The organism is Tolypothrix campylonemoides VB511288_2 (assembly GCF_045999855.1).
Lineage (GTDB): Bacteria > Cyanobacteriota > Cyanobacteriia > Cyanobacteriales > Nostocaceae > Scytonema > Scytonema bouteillei_A.
On record NZ_JBFPMW010000010.1, the window covers coordinates 99,133 to 123,195 of the forward strand.

18 protein-coding genes, 1 pseudogene and 1 CRISPR repeat array are annotated in these 24,063 nt (G+C 40.9%); of the genes and pseudogenes, 4 read left to right on the top strand and 15 right to left on the bottom strand.

All coding sequences use genetic code 11. The features are described from left to right. From AB0756_RS26505 to AB0756_RS26530, 6 genes are all read right to left on the bottom strand, one after another. Nucleotides 1-1,014 (bottom strand): metal-dependent hydrolase, encoded by a 1,014-nt coding sequence (locus AB0756_RS26505; protein WP_072040705.1) that lies wholly within the window; start codon nucleotides 1,012-1,014, stop codon nucleotides 1-3. Between the two features lie 81 nt (nucleotides 1,015-1,095). Next, on the bottom strand, nucleotides 1,096-1,854 hold the full coding sequence (locus AB0756_RS26510; protein WP_038080354.1) for an ATP-binding protein: 759 nt from the start codon (nucleotides 1,852-1,854) through the stop codon (nucleotides 1,096-1,098). 68 nt (nucleotides 1,855-1,922) lie between these two features. Continuing rightward, nucleotides 1,923-2,447 carry a DNA-binding protein gene (locus AB0756_RS26515; RefSeq protein ID WP_082051602.1) on the bottom strand — a complete coding sequence of 175 codons (525 nt, stop codon included), beginning with the start codon at nucleotides 2,445-2,447 and terminating at the stop codon, nucleotides 1,923-1,925. A gap of 326 nt (nucleotides 2,448-2,773) precedes the next feature. Next, on the bottom strand, nucleotides 2,774-3,001 hold the full coding sequence (locus tag AB0756_RS26520; protein ID WP_153021552.1) for a hypothetical protein: 228 nt from the start codon (nucleotides 2,999-3,001) through the stop codon (nucleotides 2,774-2,776). Nucleotides 3,002-3,099: 98 nt separating this feature from the next. Further along, complete coding sequence (locus tag AB0756_RS26525) at nucleotides 3,100-4,065, bottom strand: GNAT family N-acetyltransferase (protein WP_050045244.1); 966 nt, start codon at nucleotides 4,063-4,065, stop codon at nucleotides 3,100-3,102. Nucleotides 4,066-4,164: 99 nt separating this feature from the next. Further along, nucleotides 4,165-13,032, bottom strand: coding sequence for a LamG-like jellyroll fold domain-containing protein (locus tag AB0756_RS26530; protein ID WP_408104021.1), 8,868 nt, complete (start codon nucleotides 13,030-13,032; stop codon nucleotides 4,165-4,167). A 281-nt stretch (nucleotides 13,033-13,313) separates the two neighbouring features. Between AB0756_RS26530 and AB0756_RS26535 the strand changes: the two are divergent. Together AB0756_RS26535 and AB0756_RS26540 are read left to right on the top strand one after the other, a co-directional pair. After that, nucleotides 13,314-13,561: pseudogene (locus AB0756_RS26535) on the top strand (hypothetical protein); the annotation flags it as partial. Nucleotides 13,562-13,605: 44 nt separating this feature from the next. Then, entirely contained in the window at nucleotides 13,606-13,731 is a 126-nt protein-coding gene (locus AB0756_RS26540) for a hypothetical protein (protein WP_408019795.1), read from the top strand. Here AB0756_RS26540 and AB0756_RS26545 read toward each other — a convergent pair. From AB0756_RS26545 to AB0756_RS26560, 4 genes are all read right to left on the bottom strand, one after another. Further along, complete coding sequence (locus tag AB0756_RS26545) at nucleotides 13,679-13,843, bottom strand: hypothetical protein (protein WP_408104022.1); 165 nt, start codon at nucleotides 13,841-13,843, stop codon at nucleotides 13,679-13,681. The two genes, AB0756_RS26540 and AB0756_RS26545, sit on opposite strands and share 53 nt — an antisense overlap. Nucleotides 13,844-13,980: 137 nt before the next feature. Further along, the gene (locus AB0756_RS26550) at nucleotides 13,981-14,817 is read right to left on the bottom strand and encodes a beta/alpha barrel domain-containing protein (protein ID WP_038080360.1); all 837 of its coding nucleotides are present in this window, start codon (nucleotides 14,815-14,817) and stop codon (nucleotides 13,981-13,983) included. A 249-nt stretch (nucleotides 14,818-15,066) separates the two neighbouring features. Beyond that, nucleotides 15,067-15,207 (bottom strand): hypothetical protein, encoded by a 141-nt coding sequence (locus AB0756_RS26555; protein WP_153021553.1) that lies wholly within the window; start codon nucleotides 15,205-15,207, stop codon nucleotides 15,067-15,069. Nucleotides 15,208-15,711: 504 nt separating this feature from the next. Then, nucleotides 15,712-16,042: a CRISPR direct-repeat array (repeat unit 37 nt; unit sequence GTTTCAATCCCGTTGCCGGGAATCGCTACGTTTCAAG). Nucleotides 16,043-16,543: 501 nt separating this feature from the next. Continuing rightward, a complete protein-coding gene (locus tag AB0756_RS26560; protein WP_038080362.1) occupies nucleotides 16,544-17,443 on the bottom strand; it encodes a LysR family transcriptional regulator in 900 nt (299 codons plus the stop codon). 139 nt (nucleotides 17,444-17,582) lie between these two features. Here AB0756_RS26560 and AB0756_RS26565 point away from each other — a divergent pair, with 139 nt between their 5' ends. Further along, nucleotides 17,583-18,290 (top strand): type 1 glutamine amidotransferase domain-containing protein, encoded by a 708-nt coding sequence (locus AB0756_RS26565; RefSeq protein ID WP_038080365.1) that lies wholly within the window; start codon nucleotides 17,583-17,585, stop codon nucleotides 18,288-18,290. A 70-nt stretch (nucleotides 18,291-18,360) separates the two neighbouring features. Here the strand turns inward: AB0756_RS26565 and AB0756_RS26570 are convergent, their stop codons facing one another. The 5 genes from AB0756_RS26570 to AB0756_RS26590 all read right to left on the bottom strand — a co-directional run bounded on the left by AB0756_RS26570 (nucleotide 18,361) and on the right by AB0756_RS26590 (nucleotide 22,328). Further along, a complete protein-coding gene (locus tag AB0756_RS26570; protein ID WP_038080367.1) occupies nucleotides 18,361-18,999 on the bottom strand; it encodes a GNAT family N-acetyltransferase in 639 nt (212 codons plus the stop codon). 233 nt (nucleotides 19,000-19,232) lie between these two features. After that, nucleotides 19,233-19,523, bottom strand: a complete 291-nt coding sequence (locus tag AB0756_RS26575) for a 4a-hydroxytetrahydrobiopterin dehydratase (protein ID WP_038080369.1) — start codon at nucleotides 19,521-19,523, stop codon at nucleotides 19,233-19,235. Nucleotides 19,524-19,641: 118 nt separating this feature from the next. Next, nucleotides 19,642-20,340: a 3-oxoacyl-ACP reductase FabG gene (fabG, locus tag AB0756_RS26580; protein WP_038080391.1), complete on the bottom strand. Its 699-nt coding sequence runs from the start codon at nucleotides 20,338-20,340 to the stop codon at nucleotides 19,642-19,644. A 126-nt stretch (nucleotides 20,341-20,466) separates the two neighbouring features. After that, nucleotides 20,467-21,246, bottom strand: a complete 780-nt coding sequence (locus AB0756_RS26585) for a Coq4 family protein (RefSeq protein ID WP_038080370.1) — start codon at nucleotides 21,244-21,246, stop codon at nucleotides 20,467-20,469. A gap of 491 nt (nucleotides 21,247-21,737) precedes the next feature. Next, a complete protein-coding gene (locus AB0756_RS26590; protein ID WP_038080371.1) occupies nucleotides 21,738-22,328 on the bottom strand; it encodes a Crp/Fnr family transcriptional regulator in 591 nt (196 codons plus the stop codon). Nucleotides 22,329-22,770: 442 nt separating this feature from the next. On the opposite strand from AB0756_RS26590, the gene AB0756_RS26595 reads away from it, so the two are divergent. Further along, nucleotides 22,771-23,805 (top strand): helix-turn-helix transcriptional regulator, encoded by a 1,035-nt coding sequence (locus tag AB0756_RS26595; protein ID WP_050045246.1) that lies wholly within the window; start codon nucleotides 22,771-22,773, stop codon nucleotides 23,803-23,805. Nucleotides 23,806-24,063 lie beyond the last annotated feature (258 nt).

Sequence of the window (24,063 nt, forward strand, 5' to 3'; positions counted from 1 at the left end):
TCATAATTGCTTGATTAAAACCTCTCCTGAAAAAATAAAGAATTCTTCAAGAGGTTGCAGGTCTTTACGTGAGGCATGGTATAAGGTGATATCATCACCCGTTCTAGTTACTGTTGCCATCATTCCAGGTTTAGGAATTGGTAACTCTATATCTTGATAATCCTCAATTTGGAGTGTTCCTACAATAAGAGAATCAGATGAAAGAGAATCTATCCACTCTTGTGCTTCAACCTCTTCAATTCGTTGTCTCTTAATTTTGATTGATAATTTATCAGACAGAACATCAATTCGCTTAGGAACAACTTCGCCTGTTTCACCAACTTGAAAGATTTCGCCAGTTGTAGATTTTACGGTCAATACATTGCCATTAGCAGCGATCGCCCAAAACTGTTCGTTTACAAGAGAACCATCAACTTTACGATTCCCCTGAACTCGAATTAAAATTGCTTTCTGGTTCTCTTGTCTGAGCAGTTCTACAGCTGTTTGGGGAGTTGGAAATAATAGTTGTGTAGCCCATCTGCCAATCCCCCCTCCACCTGTTACCACGTAAAAAGCTATGCAGAAAATACAGACCGAACACACGAGAACGGCATACTCGCCTGGTTTTCCAGTTTGAAGCCTATTTCTCGGATTGAGTCCTCCCACCCAAATATCTTTATTAATGGGCCAGAAAAACTGACATCCCAAGCGAGTAAAACAGTCTGAGAAACAACTGAGCAAGTGACCGAGAGGCATCGCAACCCACAACTGCCAACCGTAGAGGAACAGAAGAGGCAGGGTAATGAGTGCAAGCGCAAGACTGAGACAGATCGAATGGGTCACTGATCTGTGAGGATAACGTTCTTCAATAAATCTAGCCAATGGGAAAAACGCCAATCCAACCCAGCTTTTAGTTGTATCTAGGTCGGGAATTTGAGAACCAATTCCCGCTAAAAGCAACACGCGAGGGTCAGCACTACCAGTGATGCAAGTGACTCCAGCCAAACTAATCGCACAGTGCGTGATTGCCATCATAAATCGCTTTCTTCTTCAACAAATAGGAGCTTTACCAAAAAATACAGCGCAATACCAGCAAAAAACTTAAATATGCTTCATTCATTTCCTTCTATTTCCTTTAGGAAAGAGTAACGCTAAACTACGGAACGAGAAAAACAAGGTAATCGCTAATCCCCCAACAACACGCAAGAATATATCACCAGTAGCTAATCCGATAAATCTCACAGCCCCTACTAGACCAGTGGTAGCTAGTAAGAATGGTGTGATGTCTCGGTAGTTACTTCCATCATGTGGCGAATCAACACCCTGTTGCAGCTCGAGCACTAATCTTTGAGCCAACAAAGGATTACCACCAGCTTTGCTCGCTAACTCTGCTGCTTTAAGTGGCGTAATCGTAACTCCCAGCTTTGCAGCTTCAGTCCAAATAATGCTTCTTGTCTGCTGCTCATTGAGAGGTGGTAGAGGTAGGTAAGGAATTTTAAAAAGCACGCCTTCTAAATCTCTTCTGTTACCTAAAAGCAATAGAGTATGGCCCTCTTCCCAAAGCTCCTCAAGCCATCCCTTAAGGCTAGCTGTCCATTTGTGTGCATTATCAGCAATCAAAATGGTGTCGCCTAGATTGGCCGCGATCGCATCTTTAAGTTGTTTTGCGGTCAGTGCCCTTTTCTGTTCCCCCGTTTCTTCATCAATCTTGTGAGTCTCAAGACCTAGATTTTCAGCAATCATTTGCAGACATTTTGTGTTATCACCGCGATAGACACCGTAAGCACAATCAAGCTGTTCTTGTATCAGTTTTGCCAGGTATGTTTTACCTGCTCCTGATTCGCCAATAACGCAGATTGATTTCCCTTGCTGCAAGCTGCTTAGAACTTGGTTGGTAATTGGCGATCTAAAATCTGTTGTCTGGTTTACCCGGATAGGGATAGCTACTGGAATTGCGCGATCGCCATCCGGGTGAAGGTCTCCGGGTCGTAAGCTTCCTGCCTTTGCTTAGACTTTTGATTGAATTTAGCTTGCACGGCTTCGACCTGTAGACGCAAATCTTCAGGCAGTTTATCTGGGTTTTCAAGGAAGAAGTCGGTCAAGACATTTTCACCTAACAGCATTGCCGCCGCACGCTCCGCACTACGTCTTCCAACTAAAGCTAGGTCGTCTTGAGGTGCGGTTGTGTAAACTCCGGGTGCAGATGGGGATGCGGAGGATGCAGAATTTTCAATTGTTGCAACTGATTCCTCAGATTGTTGAGCAATCTTGGTACTTGTTGCAACTACTATGGCAGATTTTTCCTGCTTCGCTTGCTCTGCTCGCCATTCATTGAGGTATCGCATCACATCCGTATTACGTCCCCCTGTTATTTCTCGCACGGCATCTCGTGTAATTTTTTTATTTTCTTGAGACATAGTATGGCAAGCCTCAAAAACTTTTTCTCTTAAGGATTTTGATTTTGGCATGATTCTATGGTTCGAAGATTGATGCAAAAATTTTACGTCGCATTACCAAATTTCTGAAAGCGCATTTTCACTGGATGCTATTTAAAGAAATTGCTAATTAGCCGCATCAAAATCGCATCAAACTTCCGCCGAAAACCGCATTCTATCAATAAAGCAGACTGACGACTGACATGGATGAGCTTACTAGAGGAACAATTTAAGAAGTATAAAAATATTCTCTAAGAAGGACTTTTGGTGTTTGTCTCGTGCCAAGGGACGACACATTTCCAATTCTTGACCCCATGGGACTGGAATAATTGTTGAATGCACTTCAACAGGCATAACAATTATTTTATTTTCTGTTCCAGATAAATCCGGGGACTGTGTGTACCCATTATGGGCAATTTTTCTGGAGAGTGGTCTTTGGTTCCGGCTTGGGAGGAGTCAAAGATAGAAGTGTGCCAGGGGCATCCATTACTGGCTGATATGGCAAATGACTTGGTGATGAGGAAGCGGAGCGAGTACGTGTTGGGCGATCGCTTAAAAAAATATCCTCTATCGCGTAACTTAATCATTTTGAATTGTCCGGCAACGTTGGGTATGCTCAACGTCAACGCCCTAGAGTGGGCTGGTTTTGGACCGGATTCCAATAAATTGGTGACAACAAAGGAAGTTATGAGAAGCGATAATTCAATAATTTGTAGCTATACCGCGATTCCGAAGTCAAAATTGTATAAGGTTTGAGATAGCGATCGCACCATTTCAGCATGGGTTGATTGCTGCTAGATACAGCTAAAGTTCCATAAAAAATATTACTATTGACTTGGATGTTAATGGACTCAATTAATAAAGAGATGGCTCTCCCCATTTTCTGAAATCTTTCTTCCACAAACATAATCGAATAACGCACAGTATCCGAGTCAATGCGATGATTAATCACCCAACCTACGACTTCTCCTTGATAGCGTAAACCTAAACTATTGAGAGGTTCAAGGCGGATATCTGGACTAAAGGGACTCAAGAGTTCGGGATAAGCTTGACGTTTAATAATACTTGCTTTATCTGCTTCTGTGAGTTCTACCCAAGGAAAAATAGTAAATTTATCTGGTAGTGAATATTGATTCAGCCAAGGTGCTTGCAGAATATTATCGCGATTAGATTTAAATAAGATAAAGTCTGTTTGAGGGGGTTGCCATTCTTGTTTTTTTAAAATGGATTCTAATGCTGATGTTGTTAACTCTGTGACGCGGTATTTAACTTGAATTTGAGGGGCTTTTAGTTTAATTAAGGCTTGTTCTACGTGTTTTAATAGTTGATTGCCAATTCCTTGATAGCGACATTCAGGAATAACAAAAAAAGAAATAATTTCGACTGCATTAGGTAATAATTCAACGATGATTAATCCCACCATTTTTGCATTAAGAAAAGCAGCTACACCAGCTAAATGACCCCTTACTCTTGTACTTTGCCAGCGTTTTTTTATACTGGGAAAACTTAACGGTTCAAATTCAACTATATTGTCAACAGTTAAATTATAAACCCATTGATATTTGATTTTAAGATTAGATTCAAAATCAGAAGATAAAGAATTCGATGAAGAATGAAATTTTGAGATATTTGGCTGATTGGGCAATGTCATGGCAATGTAATTTCAATGTTTGGGAATAAGAGACGCAGAGCCTGTTGACCGCAGGCTACGCGTCTCATCTGATTGCAAGCAAATTTTTTACATCAACTATTAAACAATAGTAATGGCTAAATCGTTGATGTAAGTACTGCTGAAACCACCTAAAGCGAAGGTTTGGTTATAAATATTGATACTTCCTTTGGCAATGTCGAAGGACCGATCGTATACAGGTCCAAAATCTTTACTACCTTTGGATAACCAGACATCGTACCAAGCTGAACCTTGAAGAGCAGCAATATCAAAGTCAAGATCGAAGACGAGGTCAACTTTAGTAGTTAATTTTGGATTAACCAGGTCAAACTTGAGAGCGTAATCTAACTTGCTATTATGATTGGTGTCCATACCAGTCAGCAAGTCAATAGAGACATCATCTCCCGCTGTGAAGGATTTGGTAGTTCCATTTTCTAAAATCACCTGTCCATTTAAAGAGTCAAAGTCTAACGCATAGCTGGTTTTGAGAGAAATATCGCCAATCAAATCTAAATCCAATAAATCCCATTCAACTCCTGCCACACCAATATTAAAATCATTTTGCCAAGCATTGCCCAGCGCTTGCATATAAACATTGCTGGATTGTTTCAAGAATTTTTCGACAATCAAGTCATCAAGGGATATCTCGGTTGATAAGAAAACATCCTCAGCACTACCAGAAAGAGTATTATCATCTGCGACTGTACCACTTACAGCAATATCTGGAGAGCTAAGAGTAAAGTCAGCAAAATCGAAGAAAGTTTTAGAATATTCCCCATCTCGAGTATCAAACTCAAAATCAATTGAATAATCGATGTTTGTCCCCAATTGGTCAGCAATGTCATAAGTGTATTTACCAACTTTGTAATCAATGCTGGCATAGGCACCCAAATAGAACATCAAACCAAGGTCGAGGTAAGCACTGACATAAGGAGTTGTGGTTGAAAATGATGCACTATCCGAGAGACTGTAGCCAGTAGAGATAGTGACCTTATCGCCAATTGCCACTTTTTTAGGAGCGTTGACCATGATGTCAAAGGGCAAGGTACTATTAATTGTACCTGAATCAATTTCATAGCCAGTGCGGAAATGAAAGTCCCCAGCAGTACCACCACCAAAGTCGATAAAACCAAAGTCTTTGTTGAAAGTGTAGTTCCACTTAATCGGGTCGAAGGGTTCCCAATTAAACGCTGTTTTAATTGAACTTCCACTACCCCAGGTACTTTGATTAGTTGAAGAGAAAGTTACTTCATATATACGAGAAGTTCCTCGATAGTAGTAAACATCCCCATTAGCAGCCCCAATTGCTAAATCTAGATAGCCGTCACTATCTAAATCTCCGATAGTTGGGGCTGCATTCGTGCCGACATCAATACCGTTGAAGGGGTTATTACTGCCTGTTTGTTGGGTGAAAGTTCCATCACCATCATTTTGGAAATATGAAATTGTACCATCACCACTACCAACGATTAAATCTAAATAACCATCGTTGTTAATATCGGCAAAGGTGGGAGAAGCATTTGAAGCAACAGCATTATAGCCATTAATACCACCATCATTGAAACTAAATGTGCCATTGTTGTTTTGATAATAGAATATCCCACCAACATCTTTGCCAATGAAAGCATCTAAATCGCCATCGGTGTCAATATCGGCAAAGGCTGGGCTAGCATAGCTTCCAACATCAATCCCACTGAAAGGATTATCGCTACCAGATTTTTCACTATAATTGCCGTTATTGTTTTGCAAGTAGCTGATTGTACCCTCATCATCACCAATGACAACATCTAAATCCCCATCATTATCAACATCGGCAAAAGCAGCTTTGGGGTTAAAGCCAACTGTACTTAGAGATTGAGCATAAGCAGGATTATTTGGGCTAGCACTACTTGCTAAGATACCATCAATATTTTCGTAATATTGAAACCCCCTAATATTTGTATTAGACATCTGTGCATTTTTACCAACAAAAGCATCTAAATCTCCATCTCGATCGAGATCGGCTAAACTTGGCGCAGCATGAGAAGCTGTAGAGAGAGTTTTATCATTAAACTCACTAAAGGCATTGCTTTGACCATTTCGACTAAACACATCCTTGAAAATGCTTTTTTCCAAGGTAATTGTTGCCGTATCACTGAGTTCCCCGTCACTGGCTGCAACTGTCAGTTCAAAGCTTCTGGCAGTACTTTTAATCAGATTTTTACGCTCAGTGGCAGTCAAGTTAGGATTGATGCTCAGTTGACCGGTGGCTGAGTTAATAGCAAAGAAATTATTACTGTTACCATTAACAATACTGTAAGTGAGGGTATCACCATTATCATCACTGGCAACAACTTTGCCGATCGCATCTCCTTTATCGCTTTGAGTTCCAAATTGATGAATGTAAAAACTCTGGTTGTCCAGAACAGGTGCTTCATTGACATCGGTAACATTAATCGTTACTGTTGCGTCATCTGTTTTACCTGCTGAATCAGTTACTCTGACAGTCAATGTATAGCTCGTAGCAGTTTCATAGTCTAATTTACTGGAGTTAGCACCAATGGTGATTTGACCTGTTAAAGAGCCGACGTTAAAAATGTTACTTTCATTACCAGCAGTAATTTGATAGTACTTACTATCTCCGGCATCGGGATCAGTTGCAGTGACTGTCCCGATAACGGTATCTTCGGCAGAACCTTCTGGGATTGAGAAGCTGTAATTATTGATGATTGGTGCTTCGTTGACATCTGTAACTTTTATTGTCACCAACTTAGTAGAGGTTCGACCATTGGTATCTGCAACTTTGACTTCTATTTGATAGCTATCAGCAATTGTTTCATAGTTTAATTGAGCGGAGTTGGCAACTGTAATTTCACCAGTGGAGGCATTGAGAGCAAAAATACCTTGATCGTTTCCAGAAATGATTTTATAGGGAGTAGTTGCTGCTGGATTGTTAATCGCAACTGAACCGATGCTGGTACCATTAGCGCTATTTTCGGCAATTTTGAAGCTCTGTTGAATGACAATATTGCTAGCTAAGTCCAGACTGGAAACTCCAGCTAAGGTAGCAAACTTAGTCCCTGCAAATAAAAGTCCTCCGGTTGCTGCATCAAAGCTAAATTGTTCGAGGGAAGTTGCGCCAAAGCTGGAGGCGATAATAATGCGATCGCGTTCTGTCTGGGCTTGAGCAACTCCAGTAGCCCCTAAAAACACTAACCGTCCGGTGGAGCTACTTTTTGTCACAGTCACGCTGCAGAGGGTTTTGGTCGGATCGGCAGCAATACGGAAACCGAAAATTGCTGGATTGTTGGCATCGTATAGTACACCCGTGTCTTCTTTATAGCGATCCATGCCATCGACGAGATAATAGCGATCGCTAGTTTCGGTAATTTCATAGAACCAATCGGGGATACTTAAAGCCGTTTGGGTAGTAGTTGTACCATCACTATAAGTGAGGGTTACATTCATCGTAGAGCTACCATGTGTGGCTGATGCGAATAAATGAACTTCGGCATACTGCTTGGATTCAGTCGTGAAAGAGAAATATTCTCCATTGTTCGTAACAACACGAGCATTTAAGCCATTATTGTTGTTATGGTAGCTAAGCTTGACTTCTGGGCGATATCCTTGAGCGCCAAAATAACCATCATCAGGTAAACCATTACCGCTACTAGATAAACTCTTAGCAAAGTTGTCTGTCACCAGTACATAAGCATTGCTATCCATGACAGTTGCATCCTGGGTAGAATCACCAGAGTTGTGAATCACATCTGCGTTAAAGATGGAACTGACATTAAATTGAGTGTAAGGATATTTGGTAGGAGTGAAATCCTGAATTGTATCAACAAAATGGGAAACTTCGGTAAAGATAAAATCATCTGACCCTGCGCCACCAGTAAGGCTGTTTTGACCGCCGTTACCAGCAATAATGTCATTACCAGCACCACCGCTAATTGTGTCATCCCCCGTACCACTAACAAGAGTATCATTACCAGTGCTACCAGTTAAGGTTTGGGGAGCAGCAGCTGCATCATAATGCTCCTGAACTTGTGTCCCAGACAATGCAGTATTATAAAGGGCGACTTCATCAATAATGCCATCAAAGTAGTATCCATTACCAGTATAACTACTAGTATTTGAGAAGCGAGTCTCGCCAGACATTTGTGCGATCGCCACATCCGTAGTATGGCTGGGAATAGCTGTAAAGCTGGTTGTAGCCGTCCCAATTGCTTCTCCGTTGACATAACCTGTCAGTTTTCCAGCATCAAAAACCAAGACGACATGATAGATGTTACCGATGCTAACTGCTTGACTCAGCCAATTACCAGCTTGATTGACCCAAGCACCCATTTTTAGTTGCGTACCTTCAAGGAAGATATTTAAACCGTTGGTTTGTCCTCCTTGCTCGTAGAGAACTTGTGTACCAGTTAATTTATCAGCCTTAAACCACAGTTCGATAGTTTTCTGGCTGTAGGAATTACCAGCATTAACACTAGTATTATCGGGAATGAGAACACCGTCGTTAATACCATCAAAATCGGCTGCAGTATTACGATAACCTGACCAAACTAAACTTGACGCTCCCAAAGTAGGACTATTGGAGTAAGTACCATCTACTGCACTACCTAAACTCCCTAAATTATCTGCAACAGTTCCAGTACTGTCACCTAAGCGCCAGTAAGCAATGGGATTATCAGATTCTACTTCTTTGCGATATTCATCTTTGATGTAGATACTGTTACTGAGATTAAAACTACTAGGATTTTTCAGGGTCGCAAACTGAGTTCCATCAAAAGATAATGCTCCGGTGGTTGAGTTATAAGTGAAGTTATTAACCTTAGCCCCACTAATACCAAAACCATCACGGCTAACTGCGATTAAATCTCCTTCGGTGCCATCGAAATCGGTAATAGTATCGATACCTTCAGATAAAGAATTAAATACAAAAGTATCTGCACCAGCATTACCAGTGAGAGTATCATTACCTGCACCCCCTTCTAAGGTATCGTTACCACCGCTAGTTTTAGCAATAAAATTATTTCCCTGTCCGTTAAAGAGGGTACCATTATTGCCATTTCCTGTTAAATCGGTGATGGTATTGCCACTAATACTATTTTCATTAAAGTTCCAGTAACCGACTAAACCAGTTTCCTTACCAGTTAAGGTTGCATTCAGATTATTACTAATTTCTGTGGCGCTACGAGCAACATTCCAAATCCGAACATCATCAATTTGTCCGTAAAAATATCTACCTGATTGCTGCTCGTTCTCACCAATCAGAATATTGTAATTGTTGGTAGGGATAGCACCGCTAGCAGTGGTTTGACCGTTGAGAACCCCATCGATATAGATTTGTAATTTACTGCCATCATAAACTGCCGCAACGTGGTGCCACTGACCATCATTCACAGTAGTAGTGCTGTTAACACCACCAACACCTTCAATATAAAAATTCAGGGTATTCTCAGTGTCGTTACGATGTAAGCGCCAACTATTATCTCCTTTGGTAACAATAGCTTGCCAATTTTTTGTAAAACTATCGACCTTAATCCAAGTCTCAATTGTAATCGCACTAGTTATGCTATCAAAGTAAGACTCATTGGCAATTTGGACATAATCGTTGACGCCATCTAAATTCAGAGTATTGTCATTACTATCGCCAACGAGAACATCATTGCCACTTCCACCTTTGAGATAGTCATTTCCCGCACCCCCGACTATTGTGTCATGACCAGCATTACTTTGAAAAACAATATTACTTCCCCCTCCATTCACCAGGGTACCGTTATTGCCATTTGCGGTTGAATTTGCGATCGCAGTGCTGCTATTCGTATCTTTATTAAAGTTCCAGTAACCAACTAACCCTGTTTGTGTTCCATTCAAAGTGCGATTGTAGTTGGTCTTAATTTCTGTTTCGGTGCGAGCTACATTCCAAACTCGGATTTCATCCATCTGTCCGGAGAAGTAATTGGTTGCTTCACCGTAATTAGGAAGAGCAATTTTTAAGGTCTCGCCACTATTGTCAACATTGTTGGCAGCGTAAGTGCTACTGGTGGTAACATTCACACCATCTACATAAATTCTCCCCGTGCCGGTAGTACCGCTACTATAATCCCAAACAACTGCTACATGGTGCCATTGACCATCATTAACCGCTGTACCACCCTTAATGTAACTATTGCCGTAACCGACAAATTCAACTTTACCTATAGAGTTAATATAAAAAGCTTTTTCACCTTTTTCCCAACTCGTATCGCCATCATTTTTGACCAGAATAGCCTCGGTTGTTCCCGTAGTTTTAATCCAAGCTTCTAGGGTAAAATCCCCTGTTGCTAAATTGATTAAACCAGCATTGAGATTCACATAATCATTGACCCCATCCAAATTGAGAACGTTATCATCAGAATCGCCATCACCGACAATCGTATCATTCCCCGTTCCGCCAACAAGATAGTCATTATCGCCACTACCAGTTAAGCTTAAGGGGATAGCTGCAGCTTCTTTGATGTAGATACTGTTGGTGAAATTAAAACTAACAGGATTTTTCAGGGTCGCAAACTGAGTTCCATTAAAAGATAATGTTCCGGTGGTTGAGTTATAAGTGAAGTTATTAACCTTAGCCCCAATAATACCAAAACCATCACGACTAACTTCAATTAAATCTCCTTCGGTGCCATCGAAATCGGTAATAGTATCGATACCTTCAGATAAAGAATTAAATACAAAAGTATCTGCACCAGCATTACCAGTGAGAGTATCATTACCTGCACCCCCTTCTAAGGTATCGTTACCACCGCTAGTTTTAGCAATAAAATTATTTCCCTGTCCGTTAAAGAGGGTACCATTATTGCCATTTCCTGTTAAATCGGTGATGGTATTGCCACTAATACTATTTTCATTAAAGTTCCAGTAACCGACTAAACCAGTTTCCTTACCAGTTAAGGTTGCATTCAGATTATTACTAATTTCTGTGGCGCTACGAGCAACATTCCAAATCCGAACATCATCAATTTGTCCGTAAAAATATCTACCTGATTGCTGCTCGTTCTCACCAATCAGAATATTGTAATTGTTGGTAGGGATAGCACCGCTAGCAGTGGTTTGACCGTTGAGAACCCCATCGATATAGATTTGTAATTTACTGCCATCATAAACTGCCGCAACGTGGTGCCACTGACCATCATTCACAGTAGTAGTGCTGTTAACACCACCAACACCTTCAATATAAAAATTCAGGGTATTCTCAGTGTCGTTACGATGTAAGCGCCAACTATTATCTCCTTTGGTAACAATAGCTTGCCAATTTTTTGTAAAACTATCGACCTTAATCCAAGTCTCAATTGTAATCGCACTAGTTATGCTATCAAAGTAAGACTCATTGGCAATTTGGACATAATCGTTGACGCCATCTAAATTCAGAGTATTGTCATTACTATCGCCAACGAGAACATCATTGCCACTTCCACCTTTGAGATAGTCATTTCCCGCACCCCCGACTATTGTGTCATGACCAGCATTACTTTGAAAAACAATATTACTTCCCCCTCCATTCACCAGGGTACCGTTATTGCCATTTGCGGTTGAATTTGCGATCGCAGTGCTGCTATTCGTATCTTTATTAAAGTTCCAGTAACCAACTAACCCTGTTTGTGTTCCATTCAAAGTGCGATTGTAGTTGGTCTTAATTTCTGTTTCGGTGCGAGCTACATTCCAAACTCGGATTTCATCCATCTGTCCGGAGAAGTAATTGGTTGCTTCACCGTAATTAGGAAGAGCAATTTTTAAGGTCTCGCCACTATTGTCAACATTGTTGGCAGCGTAAGTGCTACTGGTGGTAACATTCACACCATCTACATAAATTCTCCCCGTGCCGGTAGTACCGCTACTATAATCCCAAACAACTGCTACATGGTGCCATTGACCATCATTAACCGCTGTACCACCCTTAATGTAACTATTGCCGTAACCGACAAATTCAACTTTACCTATAGAGTTAATATAAAAAGCTTTTTCACCTTTTTCCCAACTCGTATCGCCATCATTTTTGACCAGAATAGCCTCGGTTGTTCCCGTAGTTTTAATCCAAGCTTCTAGGGTAAAATCCCCTGTTGCTAAATTGATTAAACCAGCATTGAGATTCACATAATCATTGACCCCATCCAAATTGAGAACGTTATCATCAGAATCGCCATCACCGACAATCGTATCATTCCCCGTTCCGCCAACAAGATAGTCATTATCGCCACTACCAGTTAAGCTTAAGGGGATAGCTGCAGCTTCATAATGAGTTTGAATTCTCGATGCTGAAAGTGCCGTGTTGTAAAGTACTACTTCGTCGATAATACCGTCAAAATAGTAACCGCTATCCTCTGTAGTACTGACAGTATTAGAGAAGCGAGTATCATCACTAAGCCGAGCAATCCCAATATCTCCAGTATGGGTAGGAATAGAAGTAAAAGTAGTTGAAACAGTACCAATCGATTTTCCATTCACATAGCCTGTCAGTTGTCCGGCATTAAATACCAAGACTACATGATAGGTTTTATCTGCACTAATCTCGTAGCTCAGCCATTGCCCAGAATTACTTGCCCAAGCGCCCAGTTTCAGTTGATTATCTTTTAAGTAAATATTCAGTCCGTTGGTAGTGTCTCCTTGTTCATAAATAATACGTGTTCCAGTTACAGTATCTGCACTAAAAGTCAATTCGATAGTTTTTTGCGAATATGAAGCGCCTGTATTGATACTGCTATTATCGGGAATTAAAACACCATCATCTACACCATCAAACTTAACTGCGGTATTGCTATCACCAATCAATCCTGAGATTCCAAATAAAGGACTACCCGAATAAGTTCCATCGACAGCACTACCCAAACTTCCTAAATTATCTGCAATAGTTTCAGTAATTTCACCTAAGCGCCAGTAAGCAATGGGATTATCGAGGAGGATTTCACCCTGGTATGTTGCCATAATTATGTGTTTTAATTCTCACTTTTTTATACTTACAGTTTGGCTTATTATTTTTGCTTTGTCTACAGAAACCATTGGTAAAAGTCGATATATTTAATTGAGAAAATGTATATATTTATAAATAAGAAAAATTTTTTTCAAAAGGGTTATTTTTTGCATCAAACTGGGAAATATATTAAAATGCGTAATTTCATTTCTCGGTAAGTAGAACGACCTAAAAAAACGTAAGATAGGGAGAAGACAGCAATAAAGCGATCTGACTTTTCACAGGATGTGGAGAAGATTTTGATTATCTTGAATTGATTGATTGATAACCGTTATTCACAGTTGCGACAGTATACATAAAAGTTGTTGGAGACATTTGAATTTAAAGCTATTGGAGCCAGTTTACTAGTTCTGAAAGTTTTGGATGTCATTAAATATATCAAGTGGTCGAAAGGTGCCGGAATTTGCGGACACTAGTTTTGTTAAACCTCGTTGGTTAAAACACGTTTTTAAGGGCGATATTATTGACCGTCACTACTATAAATCGAGTGTTTTTTACGATTAAAACAATACAAAATTGGGGTACTAATAAATGGTCAGGAAGCACAGCAGCTTGAAGTACTCAAACGTTGCGGTATTTTGCCTTTTCTAGATATAGTTGTTACTGCTGAAGCCGCAGGATCTGCCAAACCCATGCCTCAAATTTTTCAGTAGGGCAGACGAAGCCCGGTTTGGCGGTATAGCCCTCTTTTATCACTTTCGCAAGAGAATAATCTAGAATGCTTACAGCGTAAGACTGTGTACCAAAAATCTTGATTTCAGCCATTTTGGAACGAAAATAAACGCTCAAATATTCACCCTGTCTAGAGTTAAAAATTTGGCTTTTATTTTTCTTTTCCCAGAGTGACAGAAGAGGGATAGTCATTGAAGCTGTCTGAGAGTATGCCCCGCATACCACCCGAACTATAGCGAACCTGCCGTAAATTGACTCACCATCTCAGATGCTACTTTAAGCCATGAGCAATCGATAGAAGTGTAGTAGGTGGAATGGTTGGAGATCGCCTCCACAACCTTTGCCAAGTCAGCATTGCCAGCACGTACTCCCAATCCGTTAATGGAGCATTCAATTTGCCTAGCCCCTACATCCAAAGCCGCTAAGGAATTATCAACTGCAAGGAAGCGGTCATCATGGCAGTGGACTGCAAGAGTGCAAGAGTCAATATTGGGAACTCTATGCATCACCGTTTCAATGAGATGAGAAAATTCAATCGGTGAAGCAACCCCCAGACTGTCAGGGATTGCGATCGTTGTTGCACCGCTTTTAATAGCTGTTTCAACCGCTTTGCACAGCAGATCGGGATGGCAGCGCGTAGCGTCAAAGGCTGACCATTCTACATCCTGGCAGTAGTTCCTTGCTAAAGATACACTGCTCTGGATCGTTTCTAAGACCTCTGATGCTGTTATATTTGACTGAATACCGATGGGAGTAAACACATTAATGCGTCCTCGAACAGCAGGTTTGAGTGCCGACGCAACCGCAGCAATTTCATCTGGTTGACTACTTGCCAAACCGCAGATCGTAGAATGTTTGACCTGTTGAGACACCATGAAAATTTCATCACGGTCTTTGTGGCAGGCTCCAGGATAGCCAACCTCAATTGCGTCCACTCCCATTTCGTCAAGAATCATTGCCAAACGAATCTTTTGCTCGACTGTCAGCTTGCGTTTTAAAGCAAGTTCTCCATCTCGTAAAGTCGTATCAAAGATTGTGATTTTAATAGTTTGGCTTGCGTCATGCATGGTAGTTTAAATTACAGTTCACAGAGAATCATCAGACTTCAGAGTCAGATTGTTCTTTAATGTAGCTGCCCACGGAAAATACCTGGTTCGGAATCTTCAATCAAGGTAGCTCCAACAGTTTTTTGGTAAAACTCAATCGATTCAATTTTCTCATACTACAGCTGACACGAGCACTGACTCCAATTGACTTTGGCAACATTATGCTTTTAATGCTTACAATGCTTGTTCTGCCTAAATTACTGTTTGTCCTCATGTATAAAATACATCGCTATTTTGACTAAAAGGTGTTGAGATTTTGGCGAACTTATGGTGCGATTTTTGGGTTTCGGCAAAGTTATCTTTCCATTCTGGAAAATTTCTTGGCGATCGCGCTTCGCGTGCCGAAGGCATCGCTTAACGGAAGAATAAGCATTACAGCCCAATAGGTGGCAAGGTAATGGTTCCAGACGCGGCAATATTATCGTCCTACCGACAACTATTATCCAGCTTTTTTGCTTTAGTATTAATTTATACCTTTTTTTAGGAATTCCATAATTCTTACAGCTTTTGTACTATGGGATTTTAGTACAACAGCCCACTATCTACTCATTTATCTGTCATCAACGCTTCCGTCTTTAGGATGCTCCCAACTAGAATTGCCTCAATATTCAATGATGTAAAACTTTAAAACCATTGCTCTGCCACGCTTTTAGCTGTTTGTCATTTGATTACATACTTACTGCCATTTTGCTGCTTCCATTCTTATACTTACTGCCATCCACTGCTTCCGTGATTGTCATAATCGGCTCAAGCTTATCATCAGCATTTCAAGCTTTTTTACTGCCATCAACTGCTTCCACTTTACTGCCATCCCCTGGGTAAAGTGACAAATATTTTCAACGACTCCATCTGATTGTTTCAATCCCGTTGCCGGGAATCGCTACGTTTCAAGTTGACGGTTCTGTAGTCTCTAGAGATATTAAAGCGTAGTTTCAATCCCGTTGCCGGGAATCGCTACGTTTCAAGCGTATTCTTCGAGATGCCATCACCATTGCAAGAAGTTTCAATCCCGTTGCCGGGAATCGCTACGTTTCAAGTCTATATCTTTAGGGTCGATCATATGAGGAAAATTCAAGTTTCAATCCCGTTGCCGGGAATCGCTACGTTTCAAGTTGGTTTCATCACCTTCAATGATGTTCCAGTTATCTTGTTTCAATCCCGTTGCCGGGAATCGCTACGTTTCAAGTCCACCATCTGAAATCCTTACTGAGCAAGGACTCTACAAGCAGTTTTGGCAGATCGAAAAAATGACCTCATTTCAGGCTCACTTATTGACACAAAATATCAATAGCGCCAAATATCAAAACGCTGTAACTATTAACTTGTCTAGGTTCTGGAGATTTTGGCAGAACCCCCCAGGTTTTAGGCCTCGCTTCGGTTTGCCAAACATCAATCTAGTAACATTTTAGATGGACTGCATCCCAACGTCCAGAATTGGTTAGATATCTTCATGTTTATTGTAGCGATCGCGAAGCGCAAGCTGTACTCAGCTTATCGCTGGTCGCACAATCGTAAAGCACGTGCAGCTAAAGAATAAAAAGGAGAATCAATCAGCAACCTACTTTCTCAGCTTATACCAATTTTCTATGAAGATGCATACAATTAGCCTGCGAAGGCAGGCTTTGTTTGTATAGCCCCACATTTCCAATGTGAGGGCAATAATGTGCAACTTCACATAGAATTGGTATTAGCTATATATATTAGATGCAGATTCTAGTAAGTTCAAAAGCATTGCTGTTTGTTGTGACTGTCTTTCCGATTTTCGGTAAGCTAGCCAGATGTGATTTGTTACAGCTTTTGCTGGTTTAAGAACTAGCGTTAGACGATTTTCAGCAATCCATTCTTTGCAGAGATAGTCTGGTAAAACACTATAACCCAAACCAAGAGAAATCGCACTCCGAATGCTGCGTAAATCTGGGATTGCAAACTGTGGATTAACATTCAAGCGACGACCAAAAACCACCCGCCAAAATCGCCGAATGATTGGTAAATCCTCACTATAAGCAATCCAAGGTTGTTGGCTTAGCCACTGTTCTAGCAGTGTTAAATCAGCCTGTAAGACATCTTGAGACACTGGAACGATCGCTGTCGGTGGTCCAACTAGCCAAAAGCTTTCTTCAACTAGGAGTTGATATTCCAGTTCCGATTTTGGAATTTTTTGCGTAGCAATGACACAATCAAGATTCTTCTCCAAGAGTTGCTCAATCAATTCCTGGGTTAATCCAAATCGAATTGAAAACAGCGTTGTATCAGATAGAGATAGACATTTCAGTATGTATTCGGAGAAAAATTCTGGCGGTGTTCCCAGCCTGATGAGAAGTGGAGCATCAGCCATGGCTGACTTAGTTGGTATCGATTCCAGCGTTTCAATAGCAGCGACAGTTTGAGTATACAACCGCTTTCCCGCGTCGGTTGGTAACATCCGCCTCGGCACGCGTTGAAACAACTGCGTACCCAAGGTAGACTCCAAAGCTGCAATGTGCTGACTGACTGCAGGTTGTGTTAAATGCAACACCTGTGCTGCACCCGATACGGTTCCAACCCGATAGACCTCAATAAAGCTACGATACCATTCCAAATTTACCATAATTATATTTATGGAAAGACCCAACTTTTATAATTTGTATTTTAGATAAGTTGCTTCTAGCATGGAACTATCAGGCACATTCTTATATAAAACAAGTGTTTGCCTGGAATAGCGCGTTTTTGACTCACGGAGCCATACTATGTCTGCAAAAGTTTTAGTCGTTTTAACCAGTCATGACACATTAGGAGATACAGGCAAAGAAACCGGGTTCTACTTGCCAGAAGTGAGCCATCCAGTTGCAGTGTTCGACAAAGCAGGTTTGAGCGTTCAATACGTCAGCCCTAAAGGTGGCAAAGCTCCCATGACCGGGATTGACCTAAATGACCCGCTCAACAAAGCCTTCCTGGACAATCCAGAAAAAGTCGCACAAGTAGAAAACACACTGCGCCCCGAGCAGATCGATCCAGCCGAGTACAATGCCATCTTCTATGCAGGTGGACACGGAACTATGTGGGATTTCCCCGATAACGCCTCTCTATCCCGCATTGCGACAGCGATTTACGAGCGTGGCGGCGTGGTTGGAGCAGTGTGTCACGGTCCGGCGGGGCTTGTGAATGTCAAACTCTCTAATGGTGAGTATTTGGTTGCAGATAAAATTGTTTCCTGCTTCACCAACGAAGAAGAAGCCGCAGTGGAATTAAGTCAAGTTGTACCGTTTTTATTGGAGTCGAAGCTGATTGAACGCGGTGCAACTGTGGAGAAAGCACCCAATTTTCAAGCCAAGGTGTTCGCGAGCGATCGCCTCGTGACCGGACAAAATCCCGCATCGGCAATGGGTGTCGCTGAGCGTATGGTAGAATTGCTCGCGCAAAGTACGAGCGTTCTTTCCTCAACTGTTTCTGCTTAAGCCTCCAGAAGGATTTGTGCCTCAACCAATGCGTCGCAAGGAAGTTAAACAGCATTACTTTCAAAAAAGCTTATGGTGAGGCATCTATGATTTTGATATCATTATTTTTGATTGTGTTTGGATCGATAGAATATATGAGCGTAGGAGATCCATCCGCCTCTATTTCCTCTCGCTCAAATACCATCCCCGCTTTGATTGCAACACGCACAGATGCCAAGTTCTCCGGCGCAATGGTTGCGAGTATTCGCTTCAGCCCACATTGCTTAAGACCGTAAGCAAGCATGGGTCTTACAACTTCACTGGCAAAGCCCTGCCCCCACCAGCGTTTACCAAAGCCATAGATAATTTCTGGCTCGTTTCGTTGTGGGTCGTAAATAATTCCGCAACAGCCGATGAATTGGGAGTTTGACTTGGCTACGACCGCCGAAGCACCGAAACCTTTAGTCTGGTAGTTACGAAGCGATATCTTTATCCATTTCACACACAGTTCGTGCGTTAAAGGCGTTCCATCGCCGACCCACCGTACCACAAGAGGGTCACTATACACCGCGAACAGCGCGTCTGCGTCAGAGTGGCGCAATTGACGGACAACCAGCCGTGGTGTTTCAAACAAAATCAACCACCTACCTCCCAATTCCTCAATCCCACCCAATACCGTATCTGAACTGATGTCGATAGCAGGTTGCTGTTTGATCAGTAACTTAATCATACATTGGACTTTGGACAAATCGATCTTAAAGAATTCGCCAACAAAGTCAATTAAAAACGCGAAGATTCAAATCTTCATGTGCCATTCGATTCGTCAGCGCTCTTCAAGACGGTCTGGGGCTGAGTCGCGGGAATAGCTCAAGCACAGAACAATTAAATCGCATTTTAACTCAAAGAACTTGAGTGGTCTAAATTGAGCGATCGAAGGTTGCACGCGTATCTGTAAAGAACGTATTACTCCGCTAGCTCATTCATTTTGTGAGCCAGATGTATATCGTTCATTGTAATTCCACCTGCATCGTGAGTTGTTAAATCGACTGATATTCGGTTGTATACGTTGCACCACTCTGGATGATGTCCTATTGTTTCTGCCACCAGTGCCACACGAGTCATAAATCCAAAGGCTTCAACAAAAGATGAAAATTGAAATTGACGATGGAGTTTTCCTCGCTCAATACTCCAACCTTGCAGTTCTTGCAAAGCAAGATCGAGTTCACTCGCTGATAAAATGGATAAGGCGTTCATAGTCTAACTTTGGGTAATCAAAACGTAAAATTATAAAAATATCTCTTGTGTTAATGCTGTCTATTACACGAATATCAATTCCAGATTTGGATAATGGCATTCGTATAAAGAATTGAGTTTAGATATTGCCATACACAGGAACAACTGCTCCTCTCATATCAAGAGCGGCTTCTGAAGCTAAAAAACAGATTACCTGTGCTATAGAATCGGGTTTAACCCAAGTTGAAGCATTCTCTGTATTCATTGCATCTCGATTGGTGGGAGTATCGATTACACTAGGTAAAACGATATTAGCAGTGATGTTTGCCCCTTTCGTTTCATCAGCGATCGCCTGGGTCAGCGCAATTAATCCAGCTTTGGCAGCACAATAGGCTGCTAACTGTCCCCCTGGTTGTACGGCTCCTCGCGAACCTACTGTCACAATTCGTCCATAGCCGTTTTGAAACATCCTTCTTAAACTGTGCTTCAACACCAGGAAAGCAAGATTTAAATTCAGTTCTAGATCGGCTTTCCACTTTTCATAAGGATATTCATGGGTTTTTCCCATCGAAAACCCACCAACGAGATGAATCAAAACATCGACTCTTTCCATATCATTGACTAAATTTTTCACAGCCGATTCCTCTGATAAATTAGCTCTAACAAATTGAATACGATCTAAATCAGTTACAGGGAGAACACTTTTTAATCGCTCAACGTTTTGTGCGTTAGTATAAGGAATTGTCACGCTCGTAGGTTTGTGCGCGAGAACATTTGGCGTAACACCAAGTCCTAATCCACCCGTTCCACCAGTAACTAAAACGTGGCTATCTTTCAGAAATGCAGAAATTGTATTGCTCATTAAATTCTCCAAGCATCAAATCTTTAATTAAGGACACGCTTGATTATGAGGCGTGTCCGTCTCTATTTGCAAGATTTCCAACTTCAGCTAATTACTGTTAGTTCAAACACTAACAAGTTGAGGCTCTTGGGAGATTGAGGGCAATTCAATTGCATTTCGTAAATGAGGATAGCTATACCAACTCCAATGTCCTTCTGTAACAGGCACAATATTCAACTCTGCACGCCATTCAGCAAGAGAGCGATCTAGTCCTTCTTCAAACTTCACTGGGAACAATGGTTGTGCAAGACGCGCAATTTTTACCCCTTGAGAAATCAAGTCAAAATCATATTCTAGAGCCACATCAATACCTTGACGTTGATGCTTGTTAGAGAGGAAACCTAATAGTAATGCGACAACGTCAATAAAGGCAAAGCCTGGATAACCAATCTGACCCACAGTTACAGAAATTACACCTAATTCCCCATAGTTATCAAAACTAAAACCAGTCAAAATATGATGCAAGTCGTGGGTTTTCCGAATGCGATGAGTGATATAATCAACATCTGATTTGATTTCACGTTTGCGATAAAAATCTGGATCGTAATTAAGCGTACTTAGAACTTTTGCATAAGTCCAGCCTAGAGAATCTTTAGGCATTTGCAGCATAGTATCTAAATCAAATTCTGCTCCCAGATAACGCTCTTCTAGCATTTGTGCAGAAGCTGGATGTTGACGCACAACTTGCAAACATTTTTGCATTTGTTCGCTATCGCGTAGTGCATCTTCAATATCGAAAACATTTTCTGTGTCAGTGAGTCCGCCAACCACCATATCAACCAGTGTCAAGAGTTGATTGACGTTTTCTTGAGTTGCTAATTCGCCGATATATTTGAAACCCATGATGGCTATCTCCTTTCGTTTGCTTATTTTTGGTTGATAGCTTCATCTTAGTTTGGCTAATTGGGGTAAATCTAGAGGCTTTTCTTGATATAAATCAAATTTGATAAATATCAAAAATAGCAGTTCTTAAAAAAAATATTCAATCTTGTAAATACAATTATTATCTAATTAAATTAAAGCGAAGGCAGAAGTACGCTCGCTACTAGGGCAGAAGGCACTTAGGTGGGGATTTAAACCCGCACCGTTATTGTTGACCGCGCCTCTCGGAGATTATGGCGCTTGACTTAAACCCGTTGCTCCCGAAGATCGCGCACCCGTATCGACGGTATCAGGCAGAAGTGATAAATCCCTTCTGCCCTCTGCCCTCTGCCTTTCTTGTTAAAGCCAGTGAGTGTAATTATTTGCTGCTTATCGAATTGAGCCAAAAAGTTATCTGAATTCAAATTTTTATTTTTTGAATAATTACTGATATTTTTGCGGATCTATTAGAATTAGTTTCGTAACCGTTGACGATTACGATGTTTAGCACGAATCCGACTTAGTGTTTCTTGAGTTACACCTAAATACGATGCTAAATGTCCTAGCTTGACTCGATTGAGAATATCTGGATATTGTTGCAGTAAATGAGCGTAACGCTCTGATGCTGTTTGAGACTGCAGTGAAAAAAAATGCTCTTCTAATTGAATATAATAACTTTCGATGGATAACCGACCCAGCCTATTCCATACTGAATCTTTGTTATAAAGATATTGCAGACTGTCATAACTAATTGTTACTAATTTGCAGTCCAACATTAAAATAATACTTTCTTTACTGGGTTTTCTAGAAATAAAGCTATAAAAAGAATTAATAAAATCACCCTCAAATCTAAAACCGGAAGTTATTTCTTTATCATCTTGGTGATAATAATATCTAACTGCGCCTTCGACAAGAAAATGTAGGTGATTGCAGATATGTCCTTGTTCCAATAATATTGAATCTTTGGGAAGTTCTTGTGGTGTTGTCACCCTTTTAAGATCTTCACGTTGCTGTTCACTAAGTACAACAAGCCGATCTAGCGATTGAAACATTTTTTCGTACATTTTTTGGCCTGATTGTATTAATATGTAGGATTTGGAATTATTCTCCCTTTTTTCTGTACTTTTGCCAACCAAGAATAAATCGTGTAGTGTCTACTGTTGATAGCTTGACTGAGCATTGCTGCTGCTCAACCAAGGCTCTCAAAAGTTTTTGAAAGCTCAGCTTTCATATCCAGAGAAAGTATTTTTGTACGTTGGGATAGTGGATATGCTGATGCGGTACGGCTGAAACCATTGAGATGCTGGCTTATCGCGCTCCTGGTTGCATAATTTAGCCGACTCTCACAGATAAATATTTGGAATACCTCGTACTACACAATACTAAAAACAGCCTGCGAATGTAAAACGTTCGCAGGTTTTCTTCCATTATTTGATAATATTTCTCTATAAGACTTCAAGATTACTCAACTCAATTGGTAGATGGCTCTAGCGGCAGTAACAAAGCATGGCAAATATCTTTTCACTATCAGATTACGAACAACTTTGGCAACAAAGCAACCAAAATACGCAGTCGCAATATCCAGATCCATCAGATAGTTCGGATATTATCAACTTATGCCCCAAACAACTTGGTATAGGCCACGAACGATGGATACAATTACATGGAATGAGTTTGTTGATTATCGATGAAGAATTTCATGATGATTTGATTGTGAAAGTTCCACCCCAGGAAATCTATGTTAACGAGGTAGAATTTGGATTTCAAATATCTGGAAGTTGGAGAGATACTGTTGCTCAAAAAAACTTCTTTCAAAGCAGTGGTTTTTTGCATGAAGAAACCATTAAAGCTTCAGGCAAACAGAGAATTTTGAAAGTTGATATTCATTTAGATTCTCCTGACTTACTCAATAGTTTTATCGCCAGTCGATGCAGACAAGTTTCTCCCGACCTCAAACGCTTAATTGAGATTCCCAAACAATCTTGCTATAAAATCGGTATGACCAATACCGCTATGCAGTTAGCACTTGAGCAAATTTTAAATTGTCCCTATCAAGGTCTGACAAAACATATTTATTTAGAAGCAAAGTGTTTGGAATTGATTGCATTGAAGTTGGAACAGTTGATGCAAGCTGAAGATTCAGTAGCAACACCAATTATGCTTAAGCCCAACGACATTGACAGAATTCATTATGCTAAGGAAATTTTGATGAGTCATTTAGATAACCCACCTTCATTGCTAGAATTAGCGCGACAGGCTGGACTGAACGATTGCAAGCTCAAGCTGGGCTTTCGTCAAGTTTTTGGGACTACGGTATTTGGTTACTTGCATCAACAGCGAATGGAACAAGCACGCCAGTTGCTTCTAGAAGGTCGCATGAATGTCAAGGAAGTCGCAAGTGCTGTTGGCTACGGGAATCAAAGCTGTTTTGCCGCTGCTTTTCGCAAGCGATTTGGGGTTAATCCTAAGTCTTACCTGAAGCTCATACTACCACCTCCGACGCTCCCTAACTTAAGCAAGGGAAGGTTAAAACAGGGTTAGACAGGCTCAAATACCCCGTCCGCCCCTGCGACGGGGGAATTCTGTTAAAGCATTTAAATTACAGCAAATTGCTATCAGTTTCCGGAAAAAATCCGTTTGCCCTGCAAAAAAATCCGTTTATCAGTCAAAACAGTATTGTAAATTACAGTCATTTTCAATTACCTTATTGAAATATATTCTTAACTGGAGTGGAGAAAAAACTTTTCCTACTCTGGTATAGAGATATTTGTGTGTGAGGGGATGATGGAGAAACAAGTG

Bases quoted from the DNA above. Each gene is read 5' to 3' on its own strand.
- AB0756_RS26585 (WP_038080370.1), bottom strand. From the start codon at position 21,246: ATGGGTTTCAAATATATCGGCGAATTAGCAACTCAAGAAAACGTCAAT.
- AB0756_RS26575 (WP_038080369.1), bottom strand. From the start codon at position 19,523: ATGAACGCCTTATCCATTTTATCAGCGAGTGAACTCGATCTTGCTTTG.
- AB0756_RS26515 (WP_082051602.1), bottom strand. From the start codon at position 2,447: ATGCCAAAATCAAAATCCTTAAGAGAAAAAGTTTTTGAGGCTTGCCAT.
- AB0756_RS26570 (WP_038080367.1), bottom strand. From the start codon at position 18,999: ATGATTAAGTTACTGATCAAACAGCAACCTGCTATCGACATCAGTTCA.
- AB0756_RS26595 (WP_050045246.1), top strand. From the start codon at position 22,771: ATGGCAAATATCTTTTCACTATCAGATTACGAACAACTTTGGCAACAA.
- AB0756_RS26530 (WP_408104021.1), bottom strand. From the start codon at position 13,032: ATGGCAACATACCAGGGTGAAATCCTCCTCGATAATCCCATTGCTTAC.
- AB0756_RS26525 (WP_050045244.1), bottom strand. From the start codon at position 4,065: ATGACATTGCCCAATCAGCCAAATATCTCAAAATTTCATTCTTCATCG.
- AB0756_RS26545 (WP_408104022.1), bottom strand. From the start codon at position 13,843: ATGGCTGAAATCAAGATTTTTGGTACACAGTCTTACGCTGTAAGCATT.
- AB0756_RS26550 (WP_038080360.1), bottom strand. From the start codon at position 14,817: ATGCATGACGCAAGCCAAACTATTAAAATCACAATCTTTGATACGACT.
- AB0756_RS26555 (WP_153021553.1), bottom strand. From the start codon at position 15,207: ATGCCTTCGGCACGCGAAGCGCGATCGCCAAGAAATTTTCCAGAATGG.
- AB0756_RS26505 (WP_072040705.1), bottom strand. From the start codon at position 1,014: ATGATGGCAATCACGCACTGTGCGATTAGTTTGGCTGGAGTCACTTGC.
- AB0756_RS26590 (WP_038080371.1), bottom strand. From the start codon at position 22,328: ATGTACGAAAAAATGTTTCAATCGCTAGATCGGCTTGTTGTACTTAGT.
- AB0756_RS26560 (WP_038080362.1), bottom strand. From the start codon at position 17,443: ATGGTAAATTTGGAATGGTATCGTAGCTTTATTGAGGTCTATCGGGTT.
- AB0756_RS26565 (WP_038080365.1), top strand. From the start codon at position 17,583: ATGTCTGCAAAAGTTTTAGTCGTTTTAACCAGTCATGACACATTAGGA.
- AB0756_RS26520 (WP_153021552.1), bottom strand. From the start codon at position 3,001: ATGATTAAGTTACGCGATAGAGGATATTTTTTTAAGCGATCGCCCAAC.